The following is a 24,716-nucleotide window of genomic DNA, read 5'->3' on the forward strand; positions in this document are numbered from 1 at the left end:
CACCACGCAGCCTGGTCACGTCGACCGTGCTGCCCAGATGCAACACCACCTGGGTGAGATAGACGTCCACCGCCGCGTCGTCGGCCGCCGCATGGCCCAACTCGGCCTGGAAGTACAGACCACGTTGCAAGGGGGCCAGCGCCCACACATCCGAACCGGGGTAACGAACGGCCAGGTCGTCGAGATCGTCCTGGGAGATGTCGACGCCCGGCACATCCGACGGTGACAAACCCGGTGACGTGTGCGCCACCGCGTCAACCGCCGACGTGAGTTCGGCGGCCCAGAAGCCGATCAGGTCGTCGACGTCGGCCTCGGACAGGATTGCCCGCGGCACATTCGCGATCACGTTGAGGCGGCGCGAACCGTCGTCGCCGACGGCAACGCCGACGCTGAGGTTCAGTGCCGCCAGGGCGGCCATGGCACCGGTGGGTGCCGGATCGTAGACCGGTCCGCGGACACCGCTCAGCGGCAACGGATCTCCGGAGTCCGCGCCCGCCCCCGCGGCACCGAGGTAGTTGAACAGGATCGCCGGGAGCGGACGCTCGGCCAGACCGGCAACCGGGGCGAGCGCAGCGACGGGAGATGTCACGTTGTTGTACCGCAGCCAACCGAATCCGATGCCCGAATCCGGTTGGGCCAGGCGTTCTTCCTTGGCGGCCTTGATCGCGTGCACGATGTCGGCGGCCGGGTCGAGGGCCAGCGGTGCGATCGAGGTGAACCAGCCGACCGACCGGGACAGGTCGGCGCGTACCGGCTCGGGTCCGGTTTCGAGGACGTCTTCGTAGCGGCCGTGGCCTTCGGTGAGCACCGAGATCGGCGCGTGATCGACGAGACCGCGGTCATGCTGCCAGGCCCGTACCGCGCGGGCCAGGGAGCCGAGGAGCACGTCGTTGACATTGCCCGCAGTCGCCTTGCTACCGAACGCGTCCGGAACACTGGTGAGTATCGCTTCGGTGACTGTCGCGTCGATCTGGCCGGTCACCGTCACCGTGGTGTGCTGGCGGTCGCGGGCAGGGTCGAGTTCGGTCCCGAAGTTGTTGCGGTGCTCGGGAAGACGGTCCAGCCAGTAGTCCGCCTCGGCGATATGGGCATCGGTGCGGCCGGCCAGCGCCGTCATCCATGCGCGCTGCGAGGTGGTGGTGGCCCGCAACTGATACCGGTGCCCTCCGCTACGTTGCGCCCACAGGGTGACCAGGTCCTCGATGATCGCGCGCCACGACACCGCGTCCACACCGAGATGGTGAACAGTGAGCACGATGCGCGCTGCACCGGTTGTTGCGTCGGTGACCAGCACAGCCTGCACCAGTTGACCAGTGGCAGTGTTGAATCGGCGGGTGGCCGCGACGTGTGCCGACTGTAGATCCGCGTCGAAACCATCCGTTCCGATGGCATGTTCGGAGGTCAACGACGATACCGCCGCCGCGGCATCGAACTCGCGACCGGCAACGAGTTCCCAGCCGGCCGTCGGCGAGGTGGTCGGCACCAGCGACGCGGACAGCATCGGGTGATGGGCGACGAGTTCGCCGAGCAGTTCGGCCAGCACGTCCTCGGTCAGGCCTTTCGGTGCGGCCAGGGTTGCGGACTGGTTGAAGTCGGCGAAATCCGCGGCGGTGTCGGAATGTTCGAGCATCCACGACACCACCGACGGCACCGGCATCACACCGACGGCGCCACCGTCAGGCTCGGCCAGTTCGGGTAGTCGGGCCGAGGTGTCGGTGATTGCCGCAGCCATCCCCCGTACGGTGCGTCGTTCGAAGATCTCCCGTGGCGACAGATTGAACCCGGCGGCCCGCACCGCCGACGCCAGCTGGATCGACATGATCGAATCGCCGCCGAGCGCGAAGAACGATTCGGTGACACTGATCCGGTCCACGCCGAGCAGACCGGCGACGATCGAGGCAAGAAGTTCCTCAACAGCACCGAGCGGGGCCACGTAGTCGGCGCTGAGGGCACCGAAGTCGGGTGCGGGCAGGGCACGACGATCCAGCTTGCCCGCACTGTTGAGCGGCACCTCATCGATCACCATCCACACCGACGGCACCATGTAGTTCGGCAGCGCGTGTTCCGCGGCCGCCTTGACCGCGTCCACATCGACGCCGGCCGGTGCCAGGTAGGCCACCAGGTGCTCGGCGCCGGTCTCGGTGGCAGCGACGGTGGCAGCGGCGTGTACCACTCCGGGTGCGGCCGCCAGGACCGCTTCGATCTCGCCGAGCTCGATGCGCTGACCACGCAACTTCACCTGGAAGTCCGTACGACCCAGATACTCGATAGTGCCGTCGGTGTTCCAGCGCACCAGGTCACCGGTGCGGTACAACCGTGAACCGGGGTCACCGTACGGATCCGGGATGAACCGCTCAGCGGTCAGATCAGGCTGCGCGGCGTAACCACGCGCCACCTGCACACCACCCAGATACAACTCACCCGGAACACCCACCGGCACCGGACGCAGACGATCATCCAACACCAGTGTCTCGGTATTCCACACCGGCGCACCAATCGTCACCGACTCCGGCGCATCCGACACATCCGCCCAACTGACCTCAACCGCAGCCTCAGTCGGACCGAACAGATTATGAATACCCACCCACGGCCACACCTCGTGCACCTGAGCCACCACAGCCGCCGGCAAAGCCTCACCCGAAGCAAACACCCACTTCAAGCTCGTCAACTGCGCCAACCGGTCACGATCGACCACATCAACAAACACCGACAACATCGACGGCACAAAATGCACCGAGGTTGCCTGAGTTTCAGCGATCAGATCCGCGATGTACTCCGGATCCGCATGACCACCCGGACGCGCGATCACCACCTGAGCGCCCGTGAACAACGGCGCGAACAACTCCGGCACCGACACATCAAAGGTGTACGGCGTCTTCTGAATCACCCTGTCGCCCACACCCCACGCAAACGCATCCAACCCCCACCACAGGCGGTTGAGCACCGCACGATGCGACACCGTCACACCCTTCGGCCGACCCGTCGAACCGGAGGTGAAGAGCGTGTACAACGCGTTATCCAACGACAACGGAGCTATACGTTCAGCATCGGTGACCGGAGCGGTCGACAGATCCACCTCACCATCACACGAGACGACGATCGTGCGGACATTCCCGGCCCGCCAGGTTTCGAGGCCACTCGCCGGCGCTCGCGGCACCTCAACCGACGAATCCTCATTGCCGGTTGAGGTGTGAGGAGCGTCAGCGACGAGCCCCGACACCACGTGAGATGACGAGTCCGACACCAGGACAACACCCACACCGGCGGTGTCCAGCATGTACTGGACACGATCAGCCGGAGCATCGGTGGCGATCGGGACGTACTGGCCACCGGCGGCGACCACCGCGTGGATTGCCACGACCATCTCCACCGAGCGGTCGATACACACACCGACAGCCACATCCGGCCCAACCCCGACCGACATCAGCTCACGGGCAAGCACACTGGTACGCGCCGACAACTCGGCGTAAGAGACACTGCGCCCCTCAAACCACAACGCCGACAACTCAGGCGTCGAAGCAGCCCGCGCCACAAGCGCATCAGCGACGGTACCGGCCGGGACAACGGCAGCCGGACCCACGGATCGCGCGAGGACGGCGTCACGGTCTGCCTCGACCAGGACGGGAACATCACCCACGGCGATGGCCGGATTGGCGGTGACCGCGTCGAGCACCCGCACGAAACGAGCGGCGAACTCGGTGACCGTCGACTCGTCGAACAGGTCGGTGGCGTAGGTGAACGCACCGGACCAGCTGCCTTCGTCCAGATCGCCGGACGCCGCCGTCGACACCGACATCGTCAGGTCGACCTGGGCCGGGATCACGTCCAGGGTCACCGGACTGATCTCGACTCCGGCGACGGTAACATCGGCGTCGGCGATCGAGGCGGCCGGATCGAACGAGAGCATCACCTGCGCGAGCGGTGAGAACGATTCGGAACGAACGGGATCGACGGCCTCGACGATCGCCTCGAACGGGACGTCGGCGTGTGCGAACGCATCGAGGTCGGTGGTACGAACACGTTCGAGGAACTGAGCGAACGTCTCACCGCTCGCGAGTTCGGTACGCAGCACCAGCGTATTGACAAACATGCCGATCAGCGGATCGAGCACCCGGTCGCCGCGCCCGGCGATCGGAGTCGCCACCGCCACATCACCATTCGCGGTAAGCCGCGAGAGCAGCGTGGCGAATGCCGCGTGCACCACCATGAACGGGGTCGACCCGAAATCACGGGCCAGCGGTTCGATACGTTCGGCGATGTGCGCGGGAATCGTGAATGCGACACGGCCGCCGCGATGCGAGGCGATCTGCGGCCGCGGACGGTCGGTCGGCAGTTCGATGACATCGGGGATACCGTCGAGCTTGTCCGTCCAGTATTCCAGCTGTTGTGCCACAACAGAATCGGAGTCATCCGCCGTACCGAGAACCTGGTGCTGCCAGATCGCGAAGTCGGCGAACTGTACCTCCAGCGGCGCGAACTCCGGCGCCTGCCCGTGGGCGCGCGCCGCATAGGCGGTGACGATGTCGGTGACCAGCGGCAGCATCGACTCGCCGTCGACACCGATGTGGTGTGCGACGACTGCCAGCACATGATCGCCCGGTCCGCGTTCGAGGAGGCGGACGCGCAGCGGCCATTCGCCGCTGACGTCGAAACCTGTTGTCGCCGCCGCCGACAGATCGGCCTCCGTCTCGACGGCCCGCCAGATGCCGCGGTCATCGAACTCGGTGAGATCGCCGATCGACTGGTACGGCGTGCCGTCGGCCGCCGGGAACGAGGTCCGCAGCACCTCGTGCCGGGTCACCACGTCGAGGACCGCCGAACGCAGCGCCGCCACGTCGAGCGATCCGGTCAGCTCGAGAACGGCCGGCAGATTGTAGGTGGCGTCGTTGGTGTCGAACTGGTTGATGAACCACATGCGCTGCTGCGCGAACGACAGCGGAATGTGCTGCGGGCGCGGCGACACCACAGTCACCGGAGCCAGGGCCGCGGTGTTGCCGGCGACGGCGGTGATCAGCTCACGAACAGTCGGCGCGCCGAAGATGTCGCGGACCGACACCTCCACGCCGAGCACCTCGGACGCCCGGGCGGAGAGCCGCATCGCCGACAACGAGTTGCCGCCGATGTCGAAGAACGACGCGGTCACCGATACCCGCTCCACGCCCAGCAGCTCGGCGTACACGGCCGCCAGCGCCGACTCGGTGCCGGTGGCCGGTGCCACGAATTCGCTTTCCATGGCGGCGAAGTCGGGCTGAGGCAGAGATCTTCGGTCGACCTTGCCCGCCGAGTTCAGCGGCATCTGTTCCAGCGCCACCCACACCGTCGGCACCATGTAGGTCGCCAGCGTTTGCGCGACGACCGACTTCACGTGTTCGACGTCGACGCCTCCGGGTGAGAGGTACCCCACCAGATGCTGTGCCCCGGTGGGTGAGGTGGCGACAGCCGCCGCCGCGTACACCACGCCGGGCGCGGCCGTGAGAGCTGCCTCGACCTCGCCGAGTTCCATGCGCTGACCACGCAACTTCACCTGGAAGTCGGTGCGGCCCAGGTACTCGATCTCGCCGTCGTCCGTCCACCGGGCGAGATCGCCGGTGCGGTAGAGACGGTTGCCCGCCGTACCGAGTTCGTCGGACGAGAACGGGTCGGCGACAAAGCGTTCGGCGGTCAGATCCGCACGTGCAGCGTATCCGCGCGCCACTTGCGGGCCGCCGAGATACAGCTCGCCCGGCACACCCACCGGCAGCAGCCGCAGCCGCTCGTCGAGGACGTAGCCGGCGACGCCCGCGACGGGACGGCCGATGGTGATGCGGCCGACCTCGGGGTCGAACTCCTGAATCGTCGAGTAGATGGTGGTTTCGGTGGGGCCGTACTGGTTGAAGACCCGCACACCCGGCCAGGTGGCGGCCACACCCGCGGCGACCGCCGGGGGGACCGCCTCGCCGCCGGTGTTGATCCGCCGCAACGATGACGCCCACGCGACGTCGTCGCCGAGCACGTCGAGCAGTACCGCCAGCATCGACGGCACGATCATGGCCGTGGTCACGCCATGGGCGGCGATCGCCGCCGAGAGCGCCACCGGGTCGCGGTGCTCACCGGGCGCCAGCAGCACCAGCGGCGCACCCACCAGGACCGGGCGCAGGAACTCCATCACCGACGGGTCGAAGGTGAACTCCAGCACCTGCAGAAACACGTCGGAACCGTCGAAACCGTAGTGGTCGCGGTCGGCGACGAGTTCGGTGATCAGCGACCGGTGCGACACCGTGACGCCCTTGGGGCGTCCGGTGGAGCCCGAGGTGAACACCGTGTAGGCGGCGTTGTCGGGGTGTACCGGCGCACTGCGCTCGGCGTCGGACACCGGTGCGGTACCCAAGTCGACGGCACCACCGGCATCGACGACGACCGTTGCCACGCCGGACGGCAGCGACCGATCCGCGTCGGCCCCGGAGGGGGTGGTCGCAGAGGTGATGACCAGTGCGAGGTTGGCGGTCTCGACGATGTACTCGACCCGGTCGGCCGGGGCTTCGGTGTCGATGGGCACGAACTGTCCGCCGGCGGCGAGCACCGCGTGAATGGCGACCATCATCTCGACCGATCGGCCGATCATCACCCCGACCGCGGTATCGGGGCCCACACCGAACGCGATCAGTTGGCGTGCAAGGACACTCGCCCGGGCATTGAGCTCAGCGTAAGAGACACCACGCCCCTGGAAGATCAGCGCGGTCGCGTCCGCGGCATCGGCGGCACGCGCCGCGAGCAGGTCACTGACCAGCTCACGCCCGACCACGGGCGCCGCCGGACGTGACCACGCGAGCAACTGCTCCCGGTCGGGTCCGTCGAGCAGCCCGATCTCCCGCGTCGGCGTATCGGGCCCCTCGGCGACAACCCGCAGGATGTGCGCGAGTGCACGTACGAACACCTCGATCTGCGCGTCGGTGAACACCGACGGCAGGTATGCCAGCCGCAGCTGCAGCTGGTCATCGGTCGGCGTCGCACCGAAGCCGAGCGGATAGTGCACCGAGTCGAGAACGTCGACCTGCCGTACGTCCAGACCGGCCGAGGATGTGTCGGCGGTGGTCAGGGTGTCGGTGTTGACGGGGTAGGACTCGAACACCGTCAGCGTGTCGAAGAGCGGTCCGTGCCCGGTGTGGGCCAGGATCTGCGGCATCCCCAGGTGCTGATGGTCAAGAACCTTGACCTTGTCGGCCTGCAGCTTCGCGAGCACGTCGGCGATCGACGCGTCGGGGTCGACGTCGACGACCGCGGGCAGCGTGTTGATGAACAGGCCCACCATCGACTCGACGCCGGGCAGGTCGGCCGGACGACCGGAGACGGTCTCACCGAAGGTGACCACCCGGTTGCCGGTGAGCCGCGAGAGCAGCACCGCCCACGCGAACTGGGTGATCGTGGCCATCGTGGCGCCGGTCGACCGCGATACGGCCTCCAGGCCCGCGGTCAGTTCGGCGCCGAGACGCTCACGTCGATCGCGCGGCAGCGAATCACGCTGCGCCTCTTGCCCGGCGGCCACCATCGTCGGACTGTCGACGGGTGCCAGGACCTCGTTCCACGCGGCCAGGCCGCTCGCGTCGTCGGTGCGCGCTATCTGCGCCAGATACTCGGAGAAGTCGGTGACCGGGGTGAACGGCCGCCCCAGCGCGTACAGCGCCAGTACGTCCGCCACCACCAGCGGGCCCGACCACCCGTCGAGGATGATGTGATGGTTGGTGACCACCAGCGTCGACGAATCACCGTGCATGGCGAGCACGAACCGCACCAGCGGCGGATCGGTGAGATCGAACGGGATGGCGCGCTGCTCCTCCACGATCTCCTGGACGCGCCGCTGCGCGACCGACTCCTCGAGGCCGGTCAGATCGACTACCGCCCAGGGAAGTTCGGCCTCATCGTGGACGACGGTGACCACCGCACCGCTCGGCGCGGACACGAATCCGGACCGCAGCACCGCGTGATGGGCCACCACCTGCCGGGCGGCGGTGTGCAGCCGTTCGGCGTCGACCTGCCCCAGTTGCAGGACGGCCTGCGCCACATACACGTCCACGGCGCCGTCGGAGGCCGCGGCCAGCTGGGACTGGAAGTACAGGCCCTGCTGCAACGGCGAGAGCGACCACAGCTGCGCGGTCGGGTAGCGCGCGTCGAGCACATCGACGTCGGCCTGGGTGAGGTCGACCCCCACCACATCCGAGGGGCTGCGGCCCACGAGGCCGTCCGAGGAGGCCACCGCATCGACGACCTCGGCGAGGTACTCGACCCAGTGGCGGCCGATCTCGGCGGCGTCGTCCGCCGAGAGCACCGAGGTGAGGTAGCCGATGTTGGCCACCAGTACCCGGTTGCCGCCGTCACTGCCGATTCCGGCGTCCAAGGTCAGCGCCGCCGAGGCCACCATCGCTCCCGACCGTGTACCGGGCAGATCGTAGCCCTCGGCGGCCGGCGCGAACGCGAGCGATGCCAGTGCCGCGTCGTCGTCGGCACGCACGCCACGGTTACCGGCGTAGTTGAACGACACCGCGGGCATCGGGGCATCGGCGAAGGCGTCCCGGTGCGGCCCGTAACGCAGTGGTGCGAAGGCGATTCCGTCACCGGGCTGGCTCAGGATGGCTTCCTTGGCCTGCTTGACCAGTGCTCGCGGATCGGTGTCGGTGACATCGACCGACACCGGCGAGAATGCGGTGAACCAGCCGACTGTGCGGGCGAGATCGGCACCGGCGGCTATCTCCTCGGCACGACCGTGCCCTTCCAGCAGGATCGACACGCGGGCGGCGGCCAGTCCGTGCCCGCGGCTCCAGCGGTCGACCGCCGCGGCGAGTGCCGCGATCATCGCCTCCGACGGTCCGGTGCGGAATGCCTCCGGCACCTCCGACAGCAGACGTTCGGTGACGTCGGACGGCACCCGCACGGCGGTCCGCGCGAGTGCGCGTTCCCGGTCGGTGGCGCGGTTCACGGTGTGCCCGAACCACTCCGGTGTCTCGGGCAACTGGCTGCGCCAGTAGTCGATCTCGGCGCCGCGGTCGGCACCGAGTTCGGCCTGCACCTGTGCCCAGCGCCGCACCGAGGTGCCCTCGGCCTGCAGGGCGATCGCCTGCCCGGCACCGAGCTGGCCGGCGGCGGTCACCAGGTCGGCCAGCACCGTCTGCCACGAGACGATGTCGACGACAGCGTGATGGATCGCCAGGATCAGGCGCCCGTCCGCGCCGTCGGCGGGCAGGAGTGCGGCGGCGGCCACCATCAGGCCGCTCGCCGGGTCGAGCCGGCCCAGCACCGCGGTGTGGGCGGCCTCGACCGCCTCGGTGAACTCGGGACTTCCGGGTGCGCCGGCCGCGGTGTCGACGGTGATCGCCGCCGCGGCATCGAAGTCGACCGCACCGGTACGCATCACCGGTACACCGCCGGGGTTCGGAGTGTCACCGGTGGGGACGGTGAGCGTGGCGGTGAGGGCGGGGTGGCAGGCGACCATCGCCGACAACACCGCTGCGATGGTCTGCTCGGTGGTGCCCGCCGGCAGTACCAGCACCCGCGACTGCGAGAAGTCGGCGTAGTCGGCGGGGCTGTCGCCGCGTTCGATCATCCACTCGATCAGCGGCGGCAGCGTCACCTCGCCGGCGGGTCCCCCGTCGAGCTCGGCGAGCACCACGGCCGCACTGCCGGCCGCGGCACCCGCGAGTGCCCGGACCGTCTTCAATTCGAAGATGTCACGCGGGCGAAGTTCGAATCCCGCCGTGCGCAGCGCCGACGACAGCTGGATCGACATGATCGAGTCGCCGCCGAGCGCGAAGAACGAGTCGGTGACGCTGATCCTGTCCTGCCCGAGCAGGCCGCCGACGATGCCCGCGATGGTGCGTTCGGCATCGGTCCCGGGGGCTACGTACTCGTCCTCGGCCACCGCGCCCGGCGCGGGCAGCGCATCCCGGTCGAGTTTGCCGCCGGGGGTGACCGGCATCTCCTCCACAGTGATCAACTGCGACGGAACCATGTGTGCCGGAAGACGTTCGGCGGCCTGTGTCATCACATCGTCGACGTTCACGTCGCCGCCGGGGGTCTCCAGGTAGCCGACGAGCCGGGTACGGCCGGTGCCCTCGTCCTTGACGCCGACGACCAGGGCGCGGGTGACGCCGGCGACGTCGCCGAGCACCGACTCGATCTCGCCGAGTTCGATGCGCTGGCCGCTCACCTTCACCTGGTGGTCGCCGCGGCCGGCGTATTCGATGTCCCCGGACTTGGTGATGCGCACGAGGTCGCCCGTGCGATACATCCGTTCGCCCGGAGCACCATAGGGATTGGCGATGAACGTCGTCGAGGTACGGTCGGGCTGCCCGAGGTAACCACGGGCCAGGGCAGGTGTGGCCAGATACAGCTCACCTGTGACGCCCTGGGGCACCGGATGCAGCCGGGCGTCGAGAACCAGGGTGGTGAATCCCTCGATGCCGCGGCCGATGGTGATCGGCTTCTTCGGCATCAGCCGGGCGCGGGTGGAGATGACCGTGCACTCGGTGGGTCCGTACATGTTGAAGATGCGGCGACCGCGGGCGGCCCAGCGCTGCACCAGTTCCGGCGGGCACGCCTCACCGGCGGGCATCAGGGTGCGGACCGTCTCCGCGTAGGCCGGGTCGACGGTGGCCAGTACCGTCGGCGTGATCAGCATGTCGGTGACCTCGCCGCGCTCGATCACCTCGCCGAGCACGTCGCCCGCGTACTCCGACTGCGGTGCGATGACCAGGGTGTGCCCGGCCAGCACGGTCAGCAGCATCTCCCACACCGAGGCATCGAAGCTCGGCGACGAGACGTGCAGCACGCGGGTGTCCGGGTTGTCCTCGCGGGTGCCGCTGAGGGATTCGGCGGTCGCGAACAGATTGGGCAGACCCGAGTGGGTGACCGCCACCGCCTTCGGCCGGCCCGTGGAACCGGACGTGTAGATCAGATACGCGAGGTTGGTCACGCGGACCGAACCGTGCCGCTCGGCATCGGAGACCGGGTCGGTCGGATGTCCGGTGGCCTCCAACTCGCTGATGTCGAGCCAGGTGGCCGCCGAATCACCCAGCTTGGCGCGCGTCTGCTCGCTCGTGATCCCGAGGCGTGCACCCGAATCCGAGAGCATGTATTCGATGCGATCGACCGGATAGGCGGGGTCGATCGGGACGTACGCGGCGCCCGACTTGATGACGCCGAATACGGCGACCACCGACTCGATGGAACGTTCGAGCCCGACCGCCACCACGTCCTCGGGACCGGCGCCGCGGGCGATCAGCTCGCGGGCGACACGGTTGGTGCGCTCTTCGAATTCCTCGTAATCGATCTCGTCGTCGCCGCAGATCAGCGCGGGATGGGTGGGATCGAGGTCGCGTTCGGCGAGCATCGCCGGGAGGGTACCCGTTTCCGCCGTTCCGCCGATGGGCGCGCCTGTGCGCTCGGCCGACGGCATTCCCGCAGTGGGAGTCATCTGGCGGGCCTGCCCCGAAGTCGGCTCGCTGGTCACGGATTCCCCTGTGCTGTCTATGTCCCGAATGATGTCTATGTCCCGAATGATGTCTATGTCCCGAATGATGTCTATGTCACCGACGGCCCGGGCCGGGTCGTCGATCATGGCGGTGAGCACCCGCTGCCACACCGCGGCCAGGCGGATGATCGTCGATTCGTCGAACAGCGAAGCCGCGTAGACGAATTCGACAGTCGTACGCGACCCTTCGTGGACACCGACGGTGAGGTCGAACTTGACCTCGTCGACATCGAGGGTGATCGGCTCGACCGACACCCCACCGTCGGACAGCGGCACCGCCGCACCGGTGTCGAGATCGCCGGCGGTGTGCGTGAGCACTATCTGGAACAGCGGCGTGTACGCCGTGGAGCGTTCGGGCGCGAGCTTTTCCACCAGCTGCTCGAACTGCACGTCGGGATGGGCGAAGGCGTCGAGATCGGTGGCGCGGACCTGCGCGAGCAGTTCCGCGGTACCAGCACCCGCATCCACCGGCGTCCGCAGCACCAGGGTGTTGACGAACATTCCGAGCAGGCCGTCGAGGGCGGCGTCGCCGCGACCGGCGATCGGTGCGCCGATCACCACATCCGCGGTGGCCGCCAGTCGCGCGACAGTGATCGCGAGCACCGCGTGGAACACCATGAACGGGGTGACGTTGTGTTCGGCGGCGAACTCCGGAATACGTTGTGCCACCTCGTCGGGGACGGTGATCCGCACACGTCCGCCCGCCGGATCGAACACCGCCGGACGCGGCCGGTCCATCGGCAGATCGGTGACCGCCGGCAGATCGGCCAGCGTGCCCGTCCAGTAATCGAGCTGGCGGGCCAGCCTACTGCCCTCGGTGTCGATATCACCGAGTTCGCGGGCCTGCCACAGTGTGTAGTCGGCGTACTGCACCGGCAGCGGCGACCACTGCGGTGCGTCACCGGCCGAACGCGCGGCGTAGGCGGTGAGCAGATCAGCGGCGAGCACCTTGGCCGACTCACCGTCGAAGGCGATGTGGTGGACGACGACAAGCACATCAGTCGTGTTGCCGTCCGGCGAGCGCCAGAACCGCACACGCAGCGGAAGGTCGGTCGCGACGTCGAATCCGGTGCGGGCCGCGGCGAACAACTCTGCCTGAGCATCCGACCGCGCCCAGTCCAGGGCACCGGCGGCGCTCTGCCCGTCGACGATCTCCTGCCACGGACCGATCTCGTCGGACGGATAGCGGGTGCGCAGGATCTCGTGCCGGGCAACCACATCGGCCACCGCCGCACGCAGCACGTCGAGGTCGATCAAGCCGGTGAAACGCAACGGCATCGGGATGTTGTAGGCGGCCGAGACGGTGTCGTACTGATTGATGAACCACATGCGCCGCTGCAGCGGCGACAACGGAATACGTTGCGGGCGTGGGCCGGCGGTGACGGGCGCGAGCACCTCCGCGTTGCCGGTGGTGGCCGCGATCAACTCGCGCACCGTCGGGGCGTCGAACACCTCGCGCACCGACACCTCCACCCCGAGAACATCTCCGGCACGCGCGGCCAGACGCATCGCCGACAGCGAGTTGCCGCCCAGATCGAAGAACGATGCGGTCACCGACACACGCTGCGCACCGAGGACATCGGCGAAGGCCTCCGCCAGCGCCGCCTCGGTGCCGGACTCCGGCGCCACGTATTCGGCTTCGACGGTGGCGAAATCGGGTGCGGGCAGCGCCTTGCGGTCCAGCTTGCCCGCAGAGTTGAGCACCACCTCCTCGATACCCACCCACACCGACGGCACCATGTACCCCGGCAGCATCGCGGCCACCGACGCACGCACGACATCGGTGTCGACCGTCGCCGGCGAGACATAGCCGATAAGATGCTGATCACCGGACTCGGTTTCCAGCACCGTCGCCGCCGCGTGCACCACACCGGGTGCCGAGGCGATTGCCGACTCGATCTCCCCCAGCTCGACGCGCTGACCACGCAGCTTCACCTGGAAGTCGGTGCGTCCCAGGTATTCCAACACGCCGTCAGCACTTCTGCGGACGAGGTCCCCGGTGCGGTACATGCGCGCACCCGGCGCGCCGTACGGATCGGCCAGGAAGCGATCGGCGGTCAGATCACCACGCGCGGCGTAACCACGCGCCAGCTGCACACCGCCGAGATACAGCTCACCCGCAACACCCTCGGGCACCCGGCGCAGACGCGCGTCGAGCACCATCGATGACGAATTCCAGATCGGCACGCCGATCGGCACCGAACCGTCGGAGGCCGACACCCGCTCGATGTTCTCGGCGGTGATCTCGACCGCCGCCTCCGTGGGGCCGTACAGGTTGTAGAACAGGATGCCCGGCAACGCCTCCCGGACCTGCGCGGCAACCGCGGGCGGCACCGCCTCACCGGTCATCGAGATGATCCGCACCGAATTCATCGCCGCGATCCGGCCCGTGCCCACCACGTCCACGAACACCGACAGCATCGACGGCACGAAATGCACCATCGTCGCGTGGGTCTGTTCGATCACATCGGCCACATACAGCGGCTCGGTGTGGCCGCCTTCCTTGAGGATCACCATCCGCGCACCGACCATCAGCGGCGCGAACAGTTCCGGCACCGAGACGTCGAAGGTATACGGCGTCTTCAGGATCACCGTGTCGGAGCCGTCGATGGGCAGTTCGTCGACACCCCACCACAGGCGGTTCACCACCGCCTCGTGCGGCAACGTCACCCCCTTGGGGCGGCCCGTCGAACCCGAGGTGAACAGCGTGTAGATCGCCGCATCGGGGCGGATCGGGGCAACCCGATCGGCGTCGGTCACCGGCGGGGTGGCCAGGTCGACCTCTGCGGTGCAGTCGATGACGTGGATGCGGACGTTGCCGGTTTGCGGGGTTTCGAGGCTCGTCGCTTGCGCTCCTCGCACCTCAACCGGCGAAGTGGTCGCTTCGGCAAGGGCCGGGACGGTGTGCTCGGTGGCGAGGATCAGTGTCGCGCCGGAGGTCTCCAGCATGTACTGGATGCGATCGGCCGGGGTACCCAGGCCGATCGGCACGTACTGGCCGCCGGCGGCGACGATCGCGTGGATCGCCACCACCATCTCGACCGACCGCGGAATGCACAGCGCCACCGCGGTATCCGGGCCGACGCCCATCGAGATCAGGTCCCGCGCGAGCACACTCACCCGCGCACCGAACTCGGCATAAGAGACACTTCGCCCCTCGAACCAGACTGCCGGCGCCTCCGGAGTACGGCTGACCTGCGCGAACACCGAATCCACCACCGAATCGGCGGTCACCGGCACCACCGGTCCGCGCTCGGCCGCCGCGACGGCGGCCACATCGTCGGCGGTCAGCAGCACCGCGTCGCCGACGACGGTCCGCGGATCGGCGGTCAGGGCGTCGAGCAGCGCGACCAGTCGGTCGGCGAAGGCACGGGCCGTGGCCTGGTCGAACAGGTCGGTGGCATACACCACGGACCCGAACCACCCCGCGTCACCGTCGGAACGGCTTGCGCCCGACTGGATCACAACAGTCATGTCATCGCGGGCGGCGACCGATCGCGGCTGCACCTGCGTGATGTCGAGGCCGGCGATCGACACATCGGCGGCAGCCGCGGCGGCGGCCGGGTCGAATGAGAGCGTGACCTGCGCCAACGGCGCGAACGCCTCGGACCGCACCGGGTCGAGTGCTTCCACGACCGTCTCGAACGGAACGTCCGCATGCGCGAATGCCTCGACGTCGACCGCGCGGACCCTGTCGAGCAGTCCGGCGAACGTCTCATCCGAGCGCACTTCGGTGCGCAGCACGAGGGTGTTGACGAACATACCGACGAGCGGATCCAGGATCCGCTGGCCGCGACCGGCGATCGGGGTGGCCACCGCGATGTCATCGGTGGCACTCAGCCGCGACAGCAGCACCGCGAGTGCCGCGTGCACCACCATGTACGGTGTGGCACCGTTGTCCCGGGCGACCCGTTCGATCCGGGTGCCGAGCACCTCGGGCATGGTGAACGTAATCCACTCACCGCGCTGCGAGGCCTTGTGCGGGCGGGGGCGGTCGGTGGGAAGGTCCAGCACGTCGGGCAGGCCCGCGAGCTGTCGGCGCCAGTAGTCGAGTTGCTGTCCGACTACCGACCCGGCGTCGTCGGGCGCACCGAGCGCCGCGTGCTGCCAGATGGCGAAGTCGGCGAATTGCACCGGCAGCGGTCCGAATTCGGGCATGCGGCCGGCCGCCCGCGCCGCATAGGCCGTCACCACGTCGGTGATCAGCGGAAGTCTGGACTCACCGTCCGAACCGATGTGGTGGGTGATGACGGCCAGGACATACGCATCCGGCGCGGACTGCCACAGCCGTACCCGCAACGGCCACTCGGTGGTGACGTCAAACCCGCCGGTCACCGCCGCGTAGAGCGCGGTTTCGTCATCGACGGTCTGCCAGATCCCACGAGCGTCGAACTCATCAACCGCGCCGATCAGCTGGTACGGAACGCCGTCGGCGGCCGGGAAGGTTGTGCGCAGAATGTCCTGGCGTGCGACGACATCGGCCACCGCGGCGGCCATCGCGGGCACATCGAGGGTGCCGGTGAGCCGCAGCACGGTGGGGATGTTGTACGCCGAGGACGACGGATCGAAGCGGTTGATGAACCACATGCGCTGCTGCGCGAACGACAGCGGAATCCGTTCGGGGCGCGGCGACACGGCGGTGACGGGCACCGAGGTGGCCGACCGTCCCGCGACCGTCGCCACCAATTCACGGATCGACGGCGAGCCGAAGACATCACGGATCGCGACCTCGACACCGAGGACGTCACCGGCCCGGGCCGCCAGCCGCATCGCGGCCAGCGAGTTGCCGCCCAGGTCGAAGAACGACTCGGTGACCGATACCTGCCGCAACCCCAGCAGCTCCGCGACGATCTCCGCCAGAGCAGCCTCGTCCGCGGACTCGGGAGCGACGTAGTCGGCGGTCGCGGCCGATTCCAGGTCGGGGGCGGGCAGGGCGCGCCGGTCGAGTTTGCCCGACGAGTTGAACGGCACGTCCTCGAGCCGGACCCACACCGTCGGAACCATGTACGACGGAAGCGAGTCGGCGGCCACCGACTTGACGTCGTCGATCGAGGCGGTGGCGGGCGCGACATAGCCGACGAGGAACTCCGCCCCCGACTCCGTCGACGCCACCATCGCCGCGGCGTGGACTACGCCCGGGACCGATGCCAGCACGGCCTCGATCTCGCCGAGCTCCAGTCGCTGGCCGCGCAGTTTGACCTGGAAGTCGGTGCGGCCGAGATACTCGATCTCACCGTTGACATTCCACTTGGCCAGATCGCCCGTGCGGTACAGCCGCTCACCCGGATGGAACGGGTCGGCGACGAACCGCTCGGCCGTCAGCGCGGGCTGCGAGACGTAGGCGCGGGCCACCTGCACACCGCCGAGGTACAGCTCGCCCGGCACGCCTTCGGGCACCGGACGCAGCCGCGAATCGAGCACGTACATCGATGTATTCGCACCCGGGACACCGATCGGCACCACCACGTCGTCCGGTTCCATCACCCGCGCGGTGACATCGATCGCCGCCTCGGTGGGACCGTACTTGTTGACCAGGACCACATCCGGCAGCAGCCGGTACGTCTGGGCCACCACCGACGCGGGCAGTGCCTCACCGCCCGCCCAGATCCGGCGCAGCGCGGGCAGCCGCCGGGGCGCCGACTCGAGCGCGTCGACGAACACCGACAACAGCGACGGCACGAACTGCAGCAGCGACACCCGGTGGGTATCGATGAGATCCATCAGGTACGCCAGATCCCGATGCCCACCGGGTTCGGCGATCACCACCGCCGCACCCATCGTCAGCGGCGCGAGCAGCTCAAGACCGGACGCGTCGAAGGTGTACGGCGTCTTGGCCAGCGCCACATGGGCGCTGCCCTGGCCGTCGGCGTCGAACCAGGTGAGCACGTTGGCGACCGCGGCGTGCGAGAGGGTCACGCCCTTGGGTCGGCCGGTGGACCCCGAGGTGAACAGGGTGTAGATCGCCGAGTCGGCGCGCAGCGGGCTGATCCGCTCGGCGTCGGTGACCGGCGGAACGGTCAGATCGGCGGCACCGGAGCAGTCGACGACAATGGTGCGGGCGGCGTCGACGCGCGCACCATTGTCGACGACCAGGACGATGCCGACACCCGCGGTCTCGGTCATGTAGCGCACCCGGTCGGCGGGGGCGTCGGTGGCGATCGGAACGTACTGGCCGCCGGCCGCGATGACCGCGTGGACGGCCACGAACATCTCGACGCTACGGTCGATCACGATCCCCACCGGGGTCTCGGGCCCAATTCCCGCTGCGATCAGTTCGCGGGCAAGAACATTCACCCGAGCGCCGAATTCGCGGTAGGACACCCGCCGGTCCCGGAAGATCAGTGCGGTCTCGTCGGCACGCGAGGCCACCTGCGCCGCGACCATATCGGCGACCGTGGCCGCCACCGCGAGCGACTCCTCACCCTCCGAGAGGGCGAGCATCTCACGCTGATGCTCGGGCGCCTGCACCGCCGCGTCACCGACCGCCGCGGCCGGATCGGCCGTCACAGTCGTCAGGACCCGAACCAGCCCGTCACCGAACCGCTGTACCGTGGCCTGGTCGAACAGGTCGGTGGCGTACACCATCCAGCCCGACCAGTCGCTGCCGTCCTGCGTGGTCCGCAGGATCAGCGACAGGTCCACCTTGGCGGTCAGCAGCGGCGCCTCGGCGGGCGCGAACCGCACCCCGGCCACCGAGATGTCCGCGCCGGCGACCGACGAGGCCGGATCGAACGAGAACGCGACCTGCGCCAACGGCGAAAAGCCCTCCGACCGCACCGGGTCGATGGCCTCGACGACGAACTCGAAGGGCACGTCGGCGTGGGCGAAGGCATCGAGATCGACGGTCCGGACCTGTTCGAGCAGCTCCGCGAACGACATCTCGGGCGTCACCTCGGTACGCAGCACCAGGGTGTTGACGAACATGCCGACCACGCGGTCCAGAGCGGCCGATCCCCGGCCGGCGATCGGGGTGGCGATGGCGATGTCGCCGGTCGCACTCAACCGGGACAGCAGGACCGCCAGCGCCGCATGCACCACCATGAACGGGGTGACTCCGCGTTCCCTGGCCACCGCTCCGATGCGGTCGACCACACTCGCCGGCACCGCGAAGGACACCTCCGCACCCTGATGCGAGGACACCTTGGGCCGGGGCCGGTCGGCGGGCAGGTCGAGCACGTCCGGGATGCCCGCCAATCGCTCGCGCCAGTAGCCGACCTGCCTGCCGACCACCGAATCCGGATCGTCCGGTGAGCCGAGGACCTCATGCTGCCACATCGCGTAGTCCGCGAACTGAACGGTGAGGGAATCGAATTCGGGTGCCCGCCCGTCGACGCGCGCGGAATAGGCGGCGATCACGTCGGAGAACAGCGGCAGCATCGACTCACCGTCGGCGGCGATGTGGTGTACCACGACGGCCAGCGAGTACGCGTCCGGCGTATCGGCCGACGGCAACAGGCGAACGCGCAGCGGCCACTCCGAGCGCACGTCGAAACCGGTGGTCAGCGCGTTCTCGAGCTCCTCCCGCGAACCGACGACCGCCCAGACCTGCTGCTCGTCGAACTCGGCGATGTCGCAGATCCGCTGCACCGGAACACCATCGACGGCGGGAAAGACAGTGCGCAGAACCTCGTGCCGGGCGACGAGATCCGTGACGGCCGTGCGCAGGGCATCGACATCGAGCGCGCCGGTCACCGGGACGACGGCCGGAATGTTGTAGGTGGGCAGTCCCGGCTGGAACTGGTTGATGAACCACATGCGTTGCTGGGCGAACGACAGCGGGACCTCATCGGGCCGCGGCACCACGATGGTGACCGGGGCGAGTGCACTGGCGTTGTCGGACACCTTGACGATCAGCGACCTCACGGTAGGCGCGTCGAAGACGTCGCGGATGGCCACATCGACGCCGAGCACCTCCGCGGTCCGCGCGGCCAGCCTGGTGGCCGACAGCGAGTTGCCACCGAGATCGAAGAACGACTCGGTGACCCCGACCCGCTCGGCCCCGAGCACATCGGCGAACACCTGGGCGACAAGGATCTCCCTGTCATTCTCGGGCGCGATATAGGTCACGTCGAGGGAACCGAAGTCCGGCTCGGGCAGGCCATCGCGATCGAGCTTGCCATTGGCCGTCAGCGGCAACGCCCCGATCACCTGGACCACCGAGGGAACCATGTACGAGGGCGCGTACAGCGCCGCGGTCTCGCGTACCTGCCGAACATCGAGTTCCACATCGGCATCGGCCACCACGTAGCCGACGAGTTGCTCGCCGATGGTGGGCGCCACGATGATCCGCGCCGCGGCCGCCACCACTCCGGGGGCGTGCAGCAGAGCGGCCTCCACCTCGCCGAACTCGATCCGGAAACCGCGCAGCTGGACCTGGGAGTCGCCGCGACCGAGGTACTCGATGTCGCCGGCGACCCGGCGGGCCCGGTCTCCGGTGCGGTACATCCGCGATCCGCCGGCGGACGACGGATGCGGGTCGGCGACGAACCGGGTCGCCGACAGCCCCGCGCGCTTCAGATAGCTCTGCGCCAATTGCCCACCGGTGACGTAGATTTCGCCGGCGACACCATCCGGCACCGGATTGAGCCGGGTGTCGAGGATGTGGATACCGAGCGAGGCGAGCGGGCGGCCGATGTAGGAGGCGTCCGACGCCGACACCGAGTCACGTTCGAGCGCACGGAAACTGACGTGCACCGTGGTCTCGGTGATGCCGTACATGTTGACCAGCAGGGCATCGTCGGCTGCGAACGTGTCGTACCATCGCCGCACCTGATCGAAACTGAGCGCCTCGCCGCCGAACACGATGTAGCGCAACGAGGAGTTCCCCGCCGCCCGCTCACCGGCACGACGACGCGCGTCGATCAGCTGGTAGAAGGCCGACGGAGTCTGACTGAGCACCGTGACGCCCTGCGCCGCAAGAACTTCCCAGAATGCGTCAGGATCGCGCGCCAGCTCGGCCCCGACGATGACACACCGCGCGCCCCGATAGAGGGCGCCCCACAATTCCCACACCGAGAAGTCGAAGGCGTACGAGTGGAACAGCGTCCACACGTCGTCGGACCGGAAGTCGAAATCCTCCACCGTGGTGTCCATCAGGGTCACCACGTCGCGGTGGGTGACCTCCACCCCCTTGGGCAGGCCGGTGGAACCGGAGGTGTAAATCACATACGCACGCGCATCGGCGAGCACCGGTACCGGGACGAAGCCGGTACCGGAGTCCGCGATCAACGCGGCGACGTCGACGACCGCCACATCGGCGGGCATGACGGTCCACAACTCGTGGCCGGCAGTCGAGCTATCGGTGATCACCACGCGCACACCGGAATCGGTGACGATATGACTCAGGCGACCGACCGGGTTGGTCACATCCAGCGGCAGATAGGCAGCACCCACCTTGAGCACACCGACGACCGCCGACACCAGATCGACCGACCGCGCGGTGGCCACGCCCACCAGATCTCCGGGCCGCACACCTCGGGACACCAGACTCGCGGCAATCGCATCCGAACGGCGCGCCAACTCCGCGTACGACAGCACCTGCTCGTGAGGGGTACCCGGATGGGCACTGACCGCCGTCGAATCACGATGCGCCGCAGCTGATTGGTTGAAGACATCGACCAGCGAGCGGCCCGCGTTCATGGTGTGGGTCACGGGCGCGGGCAGCTCGGCCAGACGCTCGACCTCGTGTGCCGACAGCAGATCCACGTCGCCCACCACACGCAGCGGATCATCGGTCAGCACCGACAACAACCGGACGAAACGAGCCATCATCGCGGCGACGGTGGATTCGGTGAAAAGATCGGTGGCAAAGGTGGCCGAACACCGCCACCCATCACTTCCCGGGGACACCACGATTGTGAGATCGCGCTGCGTCGGAACATCTTCGGGATCGATCTCGGTGACTTGCAGTCCCGCCGCCGAGATGTCGAGAGTTGCCACCTCGGCCGCCGGATTGAACGACAACATCACCTGCGCCAGCGGCTCGAAGGCCTGGGAACGCACCGGGGCCGAGGCCTCGACGATCGTCTCGAACGGCACGTCGGAGTTGGCGAAGGCATCCAGATCGGTCAACCGGATCTGATCGAGCAACTCCACGAACGTCATTCCCGGTGCCACGGCAGAACGCAACACCAGGGTGTTGACGAACATGCCGACCAGCCCGTCGAGCGCAGCATGCCCGCGCCCGGCGATCGGCGTCGAGATCGCGATGTCCTCGGAGGCGCTGAGCCTGGCCAGCAGCACCGCGAGCGCGGCGTGCACCACCATGAACGGGGTGACGCCGTAACCCCGGGCGAGATCATCGATCTGCCCGCCGACGAGCGCGGGGATCCCGACCGTGATCTTGCCGCCCCGGCCCGACGCCACCTCCGGACGCGGGAAATCGGTCGGCAACTCGAGCACATCCGGCAGACCGTCCAGCTGCCCGGTCCAGTACGCCAGCTGCTTGCCCACCACCGACTGCGGGTCGTCGGGCGAACCCAGCTCGGCGTGCTGCCAGAGAGCGAAGTCGGCGACCTGCACCGGCAACGGCTCGAACTCGGGGGCCCGGCCGGCCGCCCGCGCCACGTAGGCGGTCAGCATGTCCGAGACCAGCGGCAGCATCGACTCGCCGTCGGCGGCGATGTGGTGCACCACCACGGCCAACAGCCATTCGGGCTGCGTCCGGGAATCGCCGGCCAGGGTCTGCAGCACCCGTACCCGGATAGGCGTCCGCACCGACACGTCGAAGCCCTCGGCGACGGCGTCGTACAGCTCGGCCGCCGACCCGGCCACCGCCCAGTCCAGATTCGCGTCCACCGACTCGGCGGGCGTGACGATCTGGCTCAGCTGCTGACGGTCGGAATGGAAAACGGTGCGCAACACCTCATGCCGCATCACCACGTCGACCACAGCCGCGCGCAGCGCCGACACATCCAGATCGCCGCTCATGCGCAGCACCACCGGGATGTTGTACGCCGCCGACGCGGTGTCCATCTGGTTGATGAACCACATCCGGGCCTGCGCGAAGGACACCGGAATCCGGTCCGGGCGCGGCACGACCGCGGTGACCGGCGGCAGACCCGCATCCACCTGGCCGGCGCGTTCGGCGAAGGCACGGACGGTGGGCGCCTCGAACAGGTCACGCAGATTCAGATCGACACCGAGTTCGTCACAGGCGCGCCCGACGATCCGGGCGGCCAGCAGCGAGTTGCCGCCCATGTCGAAGATCGACTGGAGCACGCTGATCTCGTCGACACCGAGCACCTCGGCGAAGATCGTGGCCAGCACGGTTTCCGTGTTGGTCTCGGGCGCGATGTATTCCACCGTCGACTCGATCACCGGGTCGGGCAGGGCGCGACGATCGAGCTTGCCGTTGACGTTCAGCGGCAACTGCTCGAGCACCATGATGATGTCGGGCACCATGTAGTCGGGCACCTTGGTGGCGGCGGCCTGCTTGATATCGGCCGCGACGAGCTCGCCGCCGTCGGCCGACGCACCGACCACATAGCCGACGAGCTGATCGGGGAAACCGGGCCGCACCTTGATCGCGGCGGCCGCGGCGTTCACCCCGTCCGCCGACAGCAGCGCCGCCTCGACCTCTCCGAGTTCGATGCGATAGCCACGCAGTTTGACCTGGTCGTCGGCGCGGCCAAGGAACTCCAGGCTGCCGTTGCGGAAGATGGCCACGTCGCCGGACTGGTACATCCGGTCGCCGGGCGCCCCGTGCGGGTCGGCCACGAACCGGGTGGCGTTGAGCGCGAACCGGCCCGCATAGCCGCGGGCCAGCTGATCGCCGGCCAGATACAGATCGCCGGGCACGCCGTCGGGTGCCTTGGCCAGCCGGGAGTCGAGCACGTACATCCGTGAGGAATCGAGCGCCGCACCCACATCGCTGGCCAGCGTAGATGCGACAAAAGCCGGGGTCAGCTCCCGGCGAGTCATGTATACGGTGGCCTCCGTGGGCCCGTACATGTTGTTCAGCTGTGGACCGTCGTTGCCGTCGTAGCGCTGCCGATCGGCGAACCAGCGCCGCACCTGCTCGAAGTCGAGGGCCTCGCCGACGAAGATCATCGACCGCACCGACTGTGACAATGTCTCCGGTGACGGCTCGCGCACGGCACCGGCGAGCTGATAGAACGCCGACGGCGTCAGGTTCACCACCGTCACGCGCTCACGGCGCAGAACCCGTGCGAACTCGTCCGGGGTACGGGTGGTCAGGTAGTCCAAGACCACCAGGGTGCCGCCCCACGCCAGCGATACCCAGATCTCGCCCACCGACACATCGAAGGCGTACGACTGGAACATCGTCCACACATCGTCGGGGGTGTAGTCGTATTCACGACCCATCGCCGACAGCAACGCCACCACATCGGCGTGCGTGACCACCACACCCTTGGGCTTACCTGTCGAGCCGGAGGTGTACATCACGTACGCCGGATGCCTGCCGTCGACCCGGGACGGGATCGCGGCACGAGTGCGCTCGGTGGCGGCCGCGGACTGTTCCGCGATGGTGGCCAGGGGAACGTTCAACTCCGCCCACGCCCCGACCGTCGCCTCGTCGGTCAACGCGAGTACCGGGTGTGCGTCATCGACGATCGTCGCCAGCCGATCGAGCGGATGGGACTGATCCAGTGGCAGATATGCCGCACCCGTCTTCGACACCGCGAGCAGCGCGACGATCAGATCGGCATCACGCGGCAATGCCACACCGACCAGCGTCTCCGGTCCCGCGCCGGCGGCGATCAGACCGGCCGCCAGAACATCGGAACGCTCATCGAGCTCGGCATAGGTCAGCGAGGCACCGGAGGTATCGCGCACCGCTGTCCTGTCGCCGAACCGCGCCGCGATCGACGCGAAGATACCCGGCAGGGAGCCCAGATCCGCCGAACCGGCGAGATCGAACGCCGCGGTACGGATCGCCGAGATCGCCTCACCGGTGGCGGCCGCCAGATCACCGGGCGCCGTGCCGGCCGCCAGCAGCGCCGGGGTCACGGCGGCACCGACCGCGGCCTCGGTGTCCAGCCCCTGCGCCGCGAACACCGTCACGGTCGCCGAGATCTGGGCATTGAGCTGGGCAAAAGTCACCGGCACCTGCGTCCCGGGAAGAGCCGGCAGGTCCGGAGCCGCGGCGGCGGCGAAGCCGATCAGATCGACGGTTGACGGTTCGGCTCCCCAGATCCTGGAGAATGCAGCAGCCAACACTTCGAGATCAGTCACGTTTTTCCGTACTTTCGAT

1 protein-coding gene (cut by a window edge) is annotated in these 24,716 nt (G+C 68.3%); it reads right to left on the minus strand.

Translation table 11 applies throughout. The annotated features are described in order from the left end of the window. Positions 1-24,697: the beginning of a non-ribosomal peptide synthase/polyketide synthase gene (locus tag GII31_RS17225; protein ID WP_260840072.1), read on the minus strand. It extends 35,222 nt beyond the left edge of the window; the window shows 24,697 of its 59,919 coding nt (coding positions 1-24,697); the start codon lies at positions 24,695-24,697; the stop codon falls past the left edge of the window. Positions 24,698-24,716: the final 19 nt, after the last annotated feature.

This window comes from Gordonia pseudamarae (genome assembly GCF_025273675.1).
Taxonomy (GTDB): Bacteria; Actinomycetota; Actinomycetes; order Mycobacteriales; family Mycobacteriaceae; genus Gordonia; species Gordonia pseudamarae.